11 protein-coding genes and 1 pseudogene are annotated in these 13302 nt (G+C 67.6%); 8 read left to right on the top strand and 4 right to left on the bottom strand.

The genetic code is table 11. The annotated features are described in order from the left end of the window. Positions 1–136: 136 nt before the first annotated feature. The 3 genes from ASC87_RS15680 (at position 137) to ASC87_RS15670 (ending at position 2961) form a co-directional block, all read left to right on the top strand. Complete coding sequence (locus ASC87_RS15680) at positions 137–1654, top strand: ATP-binding protein (protein ID WP_056663734.1); 1518 nt, start codon at positions 137–139, stop codon at positions 1652–1654. Continuing rightward, entirely contained in the window at positions 1647–2327 is a 681-nt protein-coding gene (locus tag ASC87_RS15675) for a response regulator (RefSeq protein WP_056663729.1), read from the top strand. The genes ASC87_RS15680 and ASC87_RS15675 overlap by 8 nt, the downstream gene beginning before the upstream one ends. Positions 2328–2550: 223 nt before the next feature. After that, positions 2551–2961: an SWIB/MDM2 domain-containing protein gene (locus ASC87_RS15670; RefSeq protein WP_056663726.1), complete on the top strand. Its 411-nt coding sequence runs from the start codon at positions 2551–2553 to the stop codon at positions 2959–2961. A gap of 223 nt (positions 2962–3184) precedes the next feature. Here the strand turns inward: ASC87_RS15670 and ASC87_RS33805 are convergent, their stop codons facing one another. Then, positions 3185–4984 carry an ATP-binding protein gene (locus ASC87_RS33805; RefSeq protein WP_369820769.1) on the bottom strand — a complete coding sequence of 600 codons (1800 nt, stop codon included), beginning with the start codon at positions 4982–4984 and terminating at the stop codon, positions 3185–3187. Positions 4985–5542: 558 nt separating this feature from the next. Beyond that, positions 5543–5989 (bottom strand): annotated as a pseudogene (locus tag ASC87_RS33800) (GAF domain-containing protein); the annotation flags it as partial. A gap of 232 nt (positions 5990–6221) precedes the next feature. Here ASC87_RS33800 and ASC87_RS15660 point away from each other — a divergent pair. Continuing rightward, entirely contained in the window at positions 6222–6779 is a 558-nt protein-coding gene (locus tag ASC87_RS15660; RefSeq protein ID WP_056663721.1) for a hypothetical protein, read from the top strand. A gap of 64 nt (positions 6780–6843) precedes the next feature. Next, the gene (locus tag ASC87_RS31905; protein WP_157604072.1) at positions 6844–6987 is read left to right on the top strand and encodes a hypothetical protein; all 144 of its coding nucleotides are present in this window, start codon (positions 6844–6846) and stop codon (positions 6985–6987) included. Between the two features lie 26 nt (positions 6988–7013). Here ASC87_RS31905 and ASC87_RS15655 read toward each other — a convergent pair whose 3' ends face one another. Then, positions 7014–7901, bottom strand: a complete 888-nt coding sequence (locus ASC87_RS15655; protein WP_056663719.1) for a LysR family transcriptional regulator — start codon at positions 7899–7901, stop codon at positions 7014–7016. A 106-nt stretch (positions 7902–8007) separates the two neighbouring features. Between ASC87_RS15655 and ASC87_RS15650 the strand changes: the two genes are divergently transcribed. From ASC87_RS15650 to ASC87_RS15640, 3 genes are all read left to right on the top strand, one after another. Beyond that, positions 8008–8496, top strand: coding sequence for a hypothetical protein (locus ASC87_RS15650; RefSeq protein ID WP_056663716.1), 489 nt, complete (start codon positions 8008–8010; stop codon positions 8494–8496). Between the two features lie 29 nt (positions 8497–8525). Beyond that, positions 8526–9596 carry an alkene reductase gene (locus tag ASC87_RS15645; protein ID WP_056663713.1) on the top strand — a complete coding sequence of 357 codons (1071 nt, stop codon included), beginning with the start codon at positions 8526–8528 and terminating at the stop codon, positions 9594–9596. Positions 9597–9672: 76 nt separating this feature from the next. Next, positions 9673–10320 (top strand): hypothetical protein, encoded by a 648-nt coding sequence (locus ASC87_RS15640; protein WP_056663711.1) that lies wholly within the window; start codon positions 9673–9675, stop codon positions 10318–10320. On the opposite strand, the gene uvrA is transcribed toward ASC87_RS15640, so the two are convergent. Further along, entirely contained in the window at positions 10321–13254 is a 2934-nt protein-coding gene (gene uvrA / locus ASC87_RS15635; protein ID WP_082568658.1) for an excinuclease ABC subunit UvrA, read from the bottom strand. Between the last annotated feature and the right edge of the window lie 48 nt (positions 13255–13302).

Raw genomic sequence — 13302 nt, 5'->3', positions numbered from 1 at the left:
CAGTGGTTGCCAGTGTGGCCACCGAATGCAAACCCACTGAGGAAGGAAAAAGGAGATGCCGTAAAGAAATGTAACCACCTTCGGCGGCGGGGTGAATCTCCACAGTCCTTGCCCGATTGCCACTTAGGCTGGTGCCATGTCCACCGTGCTTCATCCGACCGCCGCGGCCTCGCGCTGGCGATGGCCGGCCCGCTTCGACAGCTTGCGCATCAAGTTGTTTCTCGCGGTCGCCGGCGCCAATTCGCTGCTCGCGCTGGCCGCGTTCCTCGTGTTCAGCTGGAGCTTCGACCAGGGGTTCGTCGAATACCTGAACCGTGCCGACGAGGCCCGGTTGCAACCGCTGATCGTGCGCCTCGCGGACGGGTACCAGCGTGAAGGCCAGTGGCGATGGGTGACGGAAGACCGCAAGCGCTGGTTCGACCTGCTGCGCGAGGTGCTCGGCACCCGCGGCTCGCGGCGCCCCGATGACGCTGCATCCGGCGCGCCACAGCCCGCCGAACCCGGGCCTTCGTCGCCGCCCACGTATGGCGGGCCGCCGCCGCCCGACCCGTTGCTCACGATCGATCCGCGGCTGATGCTGTTCGACGCCGACGGGAAGATGCTCGTGGGCCGGCAGGAGATGGTTTCCGATGCCGTCCAGAAGCCCATCACGAGCGGCGGCCGCGTGGTGGGATACCTCGGCTACGTGCCGCGGGTCAAGACCGTGGCGTCGCTCGAGAAGCTCTTCTCGGCCCAGCAGAGCCGCAAGTTTGCCGCCATCGCCGTGGGCATGCTGATCGCCGGGCTGGCCGTCAGCGCGGTGCTGGCGTGGTGGCTCACCCGGCGCATCCGGCGGGTGGCGCAGGGGGCTCATGCGCTGATCCAGGGGCACTACGAGGTGCGCATTCCGGCGACCGGATACGACGAACTGGCCCAGCTCGCGCAGGATTTCAACCAGCTAGCCCACACGCTGGAGGCCGCGCAGCGCGCCCGCCAGCAGTGGATTGCCGACATCGCGCACGAACTGCGCACGCCACTTGCCGTGCTGCGCGCCGAGATCGAGGCCCTGCAGGACGGCGTGCGGCCGCTCGGCCTCGCGAGCCTCGGTTCACTCGCGCAGGAGGTGGGCCAGTTGTCGCGGCTCGTCGAGGACCTGCGGCTGCTGTCGCTGTCGGACGTGGGCGCGCTCACGTACCACCGGGAGCCGCTCGACCTGAGCGAGGCGGTCGAGGACAGCCTGGGTGCCCAGCGCGGCGCGCTGCAGGACAAGGGGTTTGTGGTGACCTTCGACGCCGGCAGCCGCCCCACCGTGTCGGGCGACAACACCCGCCTGGCCCAGGTGTTCGGCAACCTGCTCCAGAACACGCTGCGCTACACCGACGCGCCGGCACGGCTCGATGTGCGCGTGGCGCGCGAGGGCGCGCACGCGGTGGTCACCTGGCAGGACTCGAGCCCCGGCGTGCCCGATGCCGACCTGCCGCGCCTGACCGAACGCCTGTACCGCGTGGAAAGCTCGCGCAGCCGCGCGGGCGGCGGATCGGGGCTGGGTCTCGCGATCGCGCAGGCCATCGTGTCGGCGCATGGGGGCGACATGGTGGCCCAGCCGAGCCCGCTCGGCGGCCTCTGCTGGCGCCTGCGGTTTCCGGTGGTCGAAGGCGGAGGGCACCATGGCTGAGCGCATCCTGATCGTCGAGGACGAGGACAAGATCGCCGACATCCTGCGCGACTACCTGCTGCAGCACGGCTTCGAGGTCTTTCGCCTGTCGCGCGGGGACGAGGTGGAGGAGTGGATGCGCCAGCATGGCGCCGACCTCGTGCTGCTCGACCTGATGCTGCCGGGCAAGAATGGCCTCGATGTCTGCAAGGCCCTGCGCCTGCAGACCCAGGCCGCCATCGTGATGGTGACGGCGCGTGTCGAGGAAATCGACCGCCTGCTCGGCCTCGAACTGGGCGCCGACGACTACATCTGCAAGCCCTTCAGCCCGCGCGAGGTGGTGGCCCGCGTGAAGGCCGTGCTGCGCCGCACCCATGGCGGCGGCCACCCTGCGGAGCAGGAACTGGTGATGGACGACGCCGGCTGGCGCGCCACGCTGGCCGGGCGCGACCTGGGCCTCACGGCGGTGGAGTACCAACTGCTGAAGGTGCTGGCCGCGCAGCCGGGCCGCATCTTCTCGCGCGAACAGCTGATGGATGCGATGTACCGCGACACGCGCGTGGTGTCGGACCGCACCGTCGACAGCCACGTGAAGAAGCTGCGCAAGAAGGTGTCCGACGTCTCGCCGCACCGCGAGATCATCCATTCGGTGTACGGCGTGGGCTACAAATTCGAGTGGTCCGCGGCCTCGTGATCGGCGGCGCAGCGCGCACTCGTGGCGTGCCCGGTGATGCAGAGGGGCGACAAATCGGCTTCTCACCGGGCACGAATGCGCGTTTTACCTATGAAAACTGCTTCTCAATGCAGCACTCTCGCAGTAGTATTCGCTCCGCACGTGGTCATGGAGAACAGGGGGCTCATGCGGTCCTCACCCAACCCGGGCACATCAACCAACCATTTGATGGAGAAAATTCAACATGGCAACTGCGAAACCCCCCGCCAAGAAGGCGGCTCCTGCGAAAAAGGTAGCGGCCAAGAAGGCCGCACCGGCAGCCAAGAAGGCTGCACCCGCGAAGAAGGCCGCGCCGGCCGCCAAGAAGGCAGCTCCGGCGAAGAAGGCCGCGGCACCGGCGAAGAAGCGCACGCCGAACGCCGCGTTCATGAAGGCGATGACCCCCAGCCCCCAACTGGCTGCCGTGATTGGCGCCACCCCGGTGCCCCGCACCGAGGTGACCAAGAAGGTCTGGGAGTACATCAAGGCCAACAACCTTCAAGACTCGGCAAAGCGCACGATGATCAACGCCGACGCCAAGCTGAAGGAAATCTTCAAGAAGGCCCAGGTCTCGATGTTCGAGATGACCAAGCTGATCAACGGTCACCTGAAGTGATCTGCGGGCTTCGGCCCGTTGCAAAAGCCGGTGCGAACAGCACCGGCTTTTTTATTTGTGGTGCGGGAGGGTGAAGCGGCCTGCTGCGCGATTCGAGCTCAGCGCTGTGCTTCTCGCCGTACCCCAGTACGGCTGCGATGCTCGCGCTGACCTCGAACCGCTCGCTCGGCCGCTTCACACCTCCGACACGCCGCGCCTGGGCTCGCGCTTCGCGCCTCGTGTCTCATTGCAGCAGGGCTTCTATGCCTGCCAGCACCTTCGGCACGTGGATCGGCTTGGTCCAGTAGGCGTTGTAGCCGGCGGCCAGCGCCGCGTCGATCTGCGATTGCATCGCGTCGGCGGACAGGGCCACGCAGTGCAGGTCGGCGGTGGCGGCGGTGTGGCGCACGCGGCGGATCAGTTCCAGGCCGTTCATGTCGGGCAAGTTCATGTCGGCGAGCACGAGGTCCGGGCGGGTACGGGCCAGGTGCGCGAGGCCCGCGGTGCCGTCGCCAGCCACGTGCAGCGTCCAGTGGGGCCGTGAGCGGAACAGCTCCTTCATCAACAGTTGGTTGAGCGGCTCGTCTTCGATGTAGAGCACGCTGCGTGTGTGCGACGAGGGCGGCGGCGCGGCCTCCCGTTGCGTCTGGTCAGGTTCCACGGCCCCTGACGGGGCCGGCGCCGCCTGCAGCGACAGCGTGAACGTGGAGCCGCGGCCGGGGCTGCTCGACAGGCCCAGCTGGCCGCCCATCGCGTGGGCCAGCGCCCTCGCGATCACGAGGCCCAATCCGGTGCCTTCCACACGCCGCTGTTCGGCACCGAGGCGGTTGAACGGCTCGAACAGGTGGGCTTGCTGCACGGGGGTCAGGCCCGCGCCTTCGTCGCTCACCGCCAGGTGCACCCAGCCGTTCTCGCGTTGCAAGGTGACCTGTACCAGGCCTGCCGGGCGGTTGTACTTGATCGCGTTGGACAGCAGGTTGATCAGAACCTGCTCCACCGCGCGCGCATCACCCAGCGACCATTGGGGCGTGGGGGCGGGTGCCAACACACGCACACCCGCGTTGTCCGCCAGCGGCTGGATCAGTGCGATGCAGGCGCGCACGGCAGCCATCAGGTCCACCGGCGCGCGTTGAAGCGCCACGTCGCCCTGTTCGATGCGGGCCAGGTCGAGCACGTCGTTGATCAGGTCGAGCAAATGGTGGCCGGCGTGCATCACGCTGTCGAGGCGGCGCGCCTGGTCGGGTGCCAGCGGGTGCACGCGGTCGAGCGTCATCAGCTGGGCGAACCCGAGGATGCCGTTGAGCGGCGTGCGCAGTTCGTGGCTGACCCGCGAGAGGAACTCGCTTTTCGCGCGGCTGGCGCGTTCGGCGGTTTCCTTGTCGCGCCGGAGCTGCTCGTGGGCGGCCTGCTGGGTGACGTCGCGGCACGTGCCGAGCATCCCGGTGACCATGCCGCCGTCGTCCAGCGTGCAGTGGGCGAAGATCTCCAGCGTGCGCGCGCTGCCGTCGGCCAGCAGCAGGCGGAACCGCGATTCGAGCAGGCCGCGCCGGTCCATGGCCTGCTCCACCCCCAACCGCGCCGCGATGCGGTCCGCCGGGTGGAGCTGGGCGAGCCAGTCGCTCATCGGCAGGGCTTTCTGCGGAGCCGGGAGACCGTGGTTCGCGCAGGCGATGGCATCGAGCGACAGGCAATCGGTGCGGCGGTCGAACTGCGCGATGCCGATGCCGGCGGCCTCCGCGGCCATGCTCCAGCGCTGTTCGCCGGTGCGCAGCGCGAGCTCGGTTTCCTTGCGGGCCGTCACGTCGGCCGTGAACCCGTGCCACAACACCCCGCCGTCCGGATGGGGTTCGGGCAGCGCACGCGACTCGAGCCAGCGCACCTTGCCATCGCGCAACGTGCGGAACTCGCGGATCCACGGGGTCAGCGAACGGGCCGCTTCGTGCAGGCTGCGGCGGCAGCCGGGCGCGTCGTCCGGATGCAGCGCGCGGCATACCGCGGCGCTGTCGCCGCCGTTGTTGTCGCGTGGCGGTTCGGTGCCGAACATGTCCCGGCAGGCGTCGCTTGCGTACAGGAAATGCAGCGTGCCGTCGGGCATCAGCTGGAACTGCGAAATCACCCCCGGCACCTGCGACGACAGCTTGCGCAGCAGTTCCGCCTGCACGTGGGCATCGCGTTCACCCGCCACGTGGGCGGACACGTCGCGCGCCGTGCCGCGGTAGCCGGCGAACTGGCCGTGGACATCGTAGGCCGGCACGGCACTGCGCGAAATCTGCAATACACCGCGTGCGGTGTCCTTGTCGGTCAGCACACGCGTGACATGCTGGCGATCGTTCAGCAGGTCGTGGAACGTACGGCCTTCGCCAAGTGGGCTGCCGAGGGCGTCGAGCAGTGGTGAATTGGCGATGGGCTGGCCGATGACCGAGATCGGCGGCAACCCGGTGACCGCCTCGAAGGCCCCCGACACCCAGGTGTAGCGCAGTTGCGCATCGGTCTCCCACATCCAGTCGCCGGAAGCCCGGGCGAAGTCGAGCAGGCGCGTGCGCTCGGCTTCGATCGAGGTGAGCCGCGCGAGGCCCACCATCAGGTCGACCGCCACGTGGGCGAGGCGCCGCAATGCGTCGCGTTCGGCCGGTTCGAGCGTGCGTGGCCGGGTGTCGGCGACAAACAGTGATCCAACCCGCATGCCGTCGACGGTGAGCGGGACGCCGGCGTACAGGCGCAAGTGGGGCGCTGCCACGACACAGGGGTGTTGCGCGAAGCGCGGATCGAGTCGCGCGTCGGGCACTTCCATCATGTCGTCCTGCAGGATGGTGTGCGCGCAGAACGAGCGTTCACGCGGCATCTCGATGCGCGGCATGCCGAACGCGGCCTTCAGCCATTGCCGCCGTTCGTCGATCAGGCAGATGGCGGCGCTGGGGCAGTTGGTGAGGTGTGCCGCGGATTCGACCAGGGCGTCGAAGCTTGCCGCGGGGGCGGTGTCGAGGATGCCCAGGGCCTGCAAGCTTGCGAGTCGGCGGGGTTCGTCAACGGGCAAACGCACTGGAAGCATGGGCTGGCACCTGGAGGCAATGCCGTCGATTGTCGGGCATGCCCGCCTCAGGGTGAACCCGCAACAGCGGGGGTGTAGGTACCGTCCGACGCTGTGTCCCCGGCTTGTCCGGCAGACCGCTGGAGCGTGGAAACATAACCTTCGTTTCGTTGACAGGCTTGCCTTGCAGCTCGCAAGGAATCGAGGCCGGCACATGGCCGAATCCCTGCATCAAAAACCCAGGAGAACACACATGAACCGTTTCAACGCCCACCCCATTTCCCGAGCCCTCATCGCGCTGTGTGGCGCTTTCGTGCTGGCTGCAGGCGCCCAGGCCGCTGGCGATAAAACCGTGTACGACCAACACAAGGCCGAGGCCAAGACCACGTACGAGGCCGCCAAGAAGCAGTGCGACTCGATGTCCGGCAACGCGAAGGACATCTGCCAGGCCGAGGCCAAGGCCGCCCGCAAGAAGACCGAAGCCACGGCCGAGGCCGACTACAAGGGCACGCCAAAGGCACGCTACGACGCGGCCGAGGACATCGCCAGTGCCAACTACGACGTCGCGAAGGAACGCTGCGACGACAAGACTGGCAACGACAAGGACGTGTGCGTGAAGGAAGCCAAGGCCGTGCGTGACACCGCCAAGGCCGATGCCAAGGCACAGCGCGACACCAAGAAGGCCCGCAACGAGGCTGCCGAGGACAAGAACAAGGCGGCCTACAAGGCCGAGGCGGAAAAGTGCGATGCGATGACCGGTGACGCCAAGACGGCCTGCACCAACCAGGCCAAGGCGAAGTACCACCAGTAAGCGAAACCCCGGCGCGCCCTCATCCGGCGCGCTTTTTTTTGGCGTCATCCCGCAGGAGCCGACCGTGAGCATCGTCGTGTCCATCTTCGTGAGCGTGGCCGTGGCCGCGCTGGTCGGCGTCCTGGCGTCGATCCTCATCCATCCGCATGTCTGCTCGCTGATGCAGGGCGACTGGTTCTCGGATCCCGACAGCGATCCGATGCGCTGAAGATTCACCGGACGTGCCCGGGTCTCTCAGGTTTGCCCGGACGGTTGCGCCAGTCGCTCCTGCAAGAACTCGATGAACCGCAGCGTCTTGGCCGGCAGCAGCCGCGTTTCGGTCAGGGCGTAGACCGGGATGGGTCGTCCATGCCAGCCTGGCAGGATGCGACGCAGGCGCCCGTTCGCCAGATCGTCGGCGACCACCCCCTCGGCCAGCAGAACGATCCCTTGGTCAAGGACGGCGAGGCGGCGATACATGCCGACGTTGTTGACCGAGAAACGCGCGCCGACACGCACCTCGGCCGTGGCCTGTTCCTTGTGCAATACCCAGGGACCGAACTTCGGGAAGCCAATGCACTCATGGTGCAGCAGGTCGGCTGGATCGGTCGGCTCGCCTGAAATCTCCAGGTAGCGTGGCGACGCGTAAAGGTGGGGCGTCAGGCGTGCCAGCTGCCGTGCGATCAGCGTCGAGCTGGGTTGCTCGCCCATGCGGATGGCAACGTCGAAAGGCTCGGTCACGAGGTCCACCCTGCGCGGCGTGAGATCCAACTCGAACGTGATGCCTGGATGGCGGCGGGCGAACTCCGCGATCAGCGGCGCCATGTAATTGGTCGCGAAGTCCACCGGCAACGACGCACGCAGCACGCCGCTGGGCTGGGCCAGCATCTCGCTCAGTTGCTCGTGAGCGATCCGCGCCTCTTCGACGATGCGCCGGCAACTCTCGTAGTAGATCTGCCCCGCCTCGGTCAGCTCGATCTTGCGCGTCGTCCGGTGCAGCAGGCGCAGGCCGATCGCCTTTTCCAGCGCCCCGACTCGCCGCGACAAGGTCGAATTGGGCACCCCCGTCACGTCGGCCGCGCCGCGAAAGCTTTTGGCCTTCACGACCTCCACAAAGAAGGCCATGTCGTTCAGGAATTCCATGCTGATTGCTTCAATTTTGGATCAATGATTCTCACGCAGCCGGCTTTATCCCACGAGCAGGTTAATCCAAGATGTCGTCATTCGCTCCCTAAACGACTTGGCGCTCATGAAGACAGATCCCTCGTTCCAGTTGCCCCACCTCGATCTGGCCAGCGCCGACGTGCGTGGCAAGCAGGTTGGGGACCTCAATGCCGAGAAGTCCTACAGCGCCATGGGCGTGCACCTGAACACGGTTGCCGGCAACGAGATGTTGGTGCTCGACGCGGCCAGGCGCTTGCCGCGCGTGGGTGTCTTCGGACTGAACCCGGGCCTGATCAAGACGGACATCCGCAGCAATTTCCTGAACGGCAACAAGTTCGTGTTCGCTTTGGTGGAGGGATTGATCGGGCTGCTGAACCCCACCGCCGAACAGTACGCCGAGCGCATTGCGCCGCTGCTGCTGGCGTCCGAGCTCGAGGGCCGCAGCGGCCTGCTGTTCAACAGCAAGGCCCGAGGCATCCTGCCCTCGGCTGGCTTGACCGCGCCGCACACCAAAGCCTTCCTTGCCGAATCGCAAGCCCTCGTGGCGCGTGTTCAAGTAGCTCAGCCGGTCTGAGCAGTTTCCCAACCCAATCCGAAATCACCATGAAGCAACTGTTCAGCCCCATCCGCGTCGGACGCTATCCCCTCTCGAACCGCCTGGTCATGGCACCGATGACCCGCTCGCGCGCGGAGCTGGACGGCACGCCCCATGTCTCGGCGGCCACGTACTACGCCCAGCGCGCCGATGTGGGCCTCATCGTCACCGAGGGCACGCAGCCCTCCGACGACGGGCAGGGTTACCTCACCACCCCCGGCATCTACACCGATGCCCATGTCGCGGGCTGGCAGGCGGTCTCGACTGCCGTCCATGCCAAGGGCGGACATCTCTTCATCCAGCTCATGCACGCGGGGCGCATGTCCCATCCCGACAATACGCATCATCATCGCCAGGGCGTGGCGCCGTCCGCCATCGCCCCCGGCGTGCCGATGTTCACCGCGAAGGGCATGCAGCCCATCCCCGAGCCGCGCGCGCTCACAACGGAGGAGATCCGCCAGACGGTGGCTGACTTTCGGTTTGCCGCTCGCCGGGCCATCGAAGCGGGCGCCGATGGGGTCGAGATCCACGGCGCGAACGCCTATCTCGTCCAGCAGTTCTTCGCGCCGAGCGCAAACACCCGGAACGACCAGTACGGTGGATCCATCGAGAACCGGGCCCGCTTCGCCATCGAAGTGGCAACCGCCATCGCCGAAGAAATCGGCGCGGACCGGACCGGCATTCGCCTTTCGCCCGGCGCCAAGCTGTGGGGCATCGATGAGGGTCCTCAAGGGCCGGCGTTGTACCGCCATCTGGTCGCCGAACTCGACAAGCTGGGGCTGGCCTACGTGCATGTGATGCACCAGGGCGACGAGCCGCTGCTGGCGGACATCCGCAGGCTCTGGAAGGGCACGCTGATCCTGAACCGGCCTGGCCGGGCACGCGAACAGATCGGCGCCGATGTGGTGTCGGGCCTGGCTGAGCTGGAGGCGTACGGCCAGATGGTGCTGGCCAATCCCGACTTCGTCGCACGCCTGAAGACCGATGCACCGATGAACGATGCGGACCACCACACCTTCTTTGGCGGTGCCGCACGGGGTTATACCGACTACCCCGCGCTCAGTCCTGCGGAGGTTTGAGGCCGAATCACATGGACGGGGAACGACGGGCATCTTGCGACACAATTGCCCCATTCCTTTCCCTGTCCGGTGACCCATGGGCGAACGATTCCGCCTGGTGTTTGCGGGTGACGTGATCGACGGTCACCGCATCGACCAGGTCCAGCGCGAGCTGGCCGAGCTGCTGCACCTCAACGAAGCCCGCCAGCAATCGCTGTTCTCGGGCAAACGCACCGTGCTCAGGCGGGGGCTCGGCTTCGAGGCGGCCACGCGCCATGCACTGAAGTTCGAGCGCCTCGGCGCCAAGGTGCTCATCGAGCCGGAACCCGAAACCGAACCGTCAGCCAAGGCCCCGCCGAAGGTGCGCCGCAAGCCGCGCTCGCCGCACCGCAAGGTGTGGCTGGCCGCGAGCAGCGTGGTGGTGATGGCCGCACTCGCCGGCACCGGCTGGTTCCTGTGGGGCTGGGACTCACCGGCCGCGCCGCAGGTGTCCGACGCGCGGCTGGCCGCCTACCAGCTCTCCCCGAAGGCCCGCGAGGTGCTGCTCACCGAGTACTGGCCCGCGGGGGGCAACAAGGCGTTCGCCGCCTCCACGGGCGGGGCGTGGGGCCACGTGAAAGGCGCCGCGTCCGACCAGGACGCCACCCAGCGTGCGCTGGCCGATTGCGAAGGCCGCCGCGCGCCCGGCACACCGGCGTGCCGGCTCATCAACATCACGGGCCAGTGGGTGCCCGTGACCCCCTGATCAACCCGCCAGCGGTAGTGCCAGCAATGGCGCCAGGTAGCGGCCTGTCACGCTGGCCGGCGCCGCGGCCACCTGCTCCGGCGTGCCGCAGGCCACCACGGTGCCGCCGCCGGAACCGCCTTCGGGGCCCATGTCGATCAGCCAGTCGGCCGTCTTGATGACGTCGAGGTTGTGCTCGATCACGACCAGCGTGTTGCCCGCGTCGCGCAGCTGGTGCAGCACCTTCAGCAGCAGGTCGATGTCGGCGAAGTGCAGGCCGGTGGTGGGCTCGTCGAGGATGTAGAGCGTGCGGCCGGTGTCGCGTTTGCTCAGCTCCAGTGCGAGCTTGACCCGCTGCGCCTCGCCGCCCGACAGCGTGGTGGCGCTCTGCCCCAGGCGGATGTAGCCGAGCCCCACGTCGAGCAGCGTCTGCAGCTTGCGGGCGATGTTGGGCACGGCGTTGAAGTACGCGTAGGCGTCCTCCACCGTCATGTCGAGCACCTCGGTGATGTTCTTGCCCTTGTACTGCACCTCGAGCGTTTCGCGGTTGTAGCGCCGGCCGTGGCACACGTCGCATGGCACGTACACATCGGGCAGGAAGTGCATCTCGACCTTCAGCACCCCGTCACCCTGGCACGCCTCGCAGCGCCCGCCGGCCACGTTGAAGCTGAAGCGCCCCGGGCCGTAGCCGCGTTCGCGCGCCGTGGGCACCTCGGCGAACAGCTCGCGGATGGGCGTGAACAGGCCGGTGTAGGTGGCCGGGTTGCTGCGCGGCGTGCGGCCGATGGGGCTCTGGTCGACGTTGATGACCTTGTCGAACGCGTCGAGCCCCTCGATGCCGTCGTGCGCCTCGGGTTCGGCGTGGCTGTTGTACAGGTGGCGGGCCACCGCGGCATAGAGCGTGTCGTTGACGAGCGTGCTCTTGCCGGAGCCGGACACGCCGGTCACGCAGGTCATCACCCCCACCGGCAGGTCCACCGTAACGCCCTTGAGGTTGTTGCCGCGGGCGTTCAGGATGCGCAGCCCGGCCACGGGTTCCCGGCGCGCCCGGGGCACCGCGATCTTCAGCACCTGGGCGAGGTACTTGCCGGTCAGCGAGTCGGGGTGGGCGGCCACCTCGGCGGCGGTGCCCTGTGCGATCACCTGGCCGCCGTGCACGCCGGCACCCGGGCCCATGTCGATGACGTGGTCGGCGGCGCGGATGGCGTCCTCGTCATGTTCGACCACGAGCACGCTGTTGCCCAGGTCGCGCAGGTGGCGCAACGTGCCGATCAGGCGGTCGTTGTCGCGCTGGTGCAGGCCGATGCTGGGTTCGTCGAGCACGTACATCACGCCGGTGAGGCCGGAACCGATCTGCGAGGCGAGGCGGATGCGCTGGGCCTCGCCGCCGCTCAGTGTGTCGGCGCTGCGGTCGAGGCTCAGGTAGTTGAGGCCCACGTCGTTCAGGAACTTGAGCCGCGAGCGGATCTCGCGGATCACCTTGTCGGCGATCTCGGCCTTGGCCCCCTTGAGCTGCAGCTGCCCGAAGTAGTCGAGGCACTGGCGCAACGTGCTGTGTTCCACGGCGTAGATGGGTTCGCCCTTGGCGCCGTCCGCACTCGACAGGAACACGTGCCGCGCCTCGCTGCGCAGCCGCGCGCCATGGCAGTCGGGGCAGGGGCGGGGGGCCTGGTAGCGCGACAGGTCTTCGCGCACCGCAGCCGAATCGGTTTCCTTGTAGCGCCGTTCGAGGTTCGGGATGATGCCTTCGAACGGGTGCGTGCGGCGCACGCTGCGTACCTTGCCGTTGGTGCCTTCGGCCTCGTAGACAAACGCGATCTCTTCCTCGCCGGACCCGTAGAGCAGCGCCTTCTGCGCTTTCTTGGGCAGCTTCTCGTAGGGTGCGTCGATGTCGAACTTGTAGTGGCGCGCCACGCTTTCCAGCAGCGAGAAGGTGTAGCCGTTGCGGCGGTCCCAGCCTTTCACGGCACCGCCGGCGAGGCTCAGCGACGGGAAGGCCACCACCCGCTCGGGGTCGAACGCCGTCACGTGGCCGAGACCGTCGCAGCTGGGGCAGGCGCCCACCGGCGAGTTGAACGAAAAGAGCCGTGGCTCCAGTTCGCTCAGGCTGTAGCTGCACACCGGGCACGCGAACTTGCTCGAGAACAGGTGTTCGGCGCCGGTGTCCATCTCGAACGCCATGGCACGGCCGTCGGCGATGCGCATCGCCGCCTCGAAGCTTTCGGCCAGGCGCTGCTGCAGGCCCGGTTGCACCTTCACGCGGTCGATCACCACGTCGATGTCGTGCTTCTCGCTCTTCTTGAGCTTGGGCACGTCGGCGGCGTCGTACGTGTTGCCGTCCACGCGGAAGCGCACGTAACCCTGTGTCTGCATGTCGGCGAACAGGTCGCTGAATTCACCCTTGCGGTCGCGCACCACCGGGGCCAGCACCATGAGCTTCGTGCCTTCGGGCAGCCCGAGCACCGTGTCGACCATCTGGCTCACGCTTTGCGCCTGCAGTGGTTGCCCGTGTTCGGGGCAGTAGGGTGTGCCGGCACGGGCGTACAGCAGGCGCAGGTAGTCGTGGATCTCGGTGACCGTGCCCACGGTGGACCGCGGGTTGTGCGACGTGGCCTTCTGCTCGATGCTGATGGCCGGGCTCAGGCCCTCGATCACGTCGACGTCGGGCTTGTCCATCAGCTGCAGGAACTGGCGGGCATACGTGCTGAGGCTTTCGACGTAGCGCCGCTGGCCTTCGGCGTACAGCGTGTCGAACGCGAGGCTCGACTTGCCCGAGCCGCTCAGGCCGGTGATCACGACGAGCCGGTTGCGCGGGATGTCGAGGTCGATGTTCTTGAGGTTGTGCGTGCGCGCACCGCGCACGCGAATGGTAGGGGCCTCGATGGAGGCCTCGCCGGTCAGGGCCGCCTCGATCCGGGCGGCGGGGTCGTCGTTGGGAGCGGGGCGGGGCGGCATGGGCTGGGGGGTAAACGGAAGATGATAGCGGCGGCCCCTGTCAGTCCA

Source organism: Rhizobacter sp. Root1221, assembly GCF_001425785.1.
GTDB lineage: Bacteria > Pseudomonadota > Gammaproteobacteria > Burkholderiales > Burkholderiaceae_C > Rhizobacter.
Note: the sequence above shows the minus strand (reverse complement) of the source record. Positions and strands in the feature narration are given on the sequence as shown.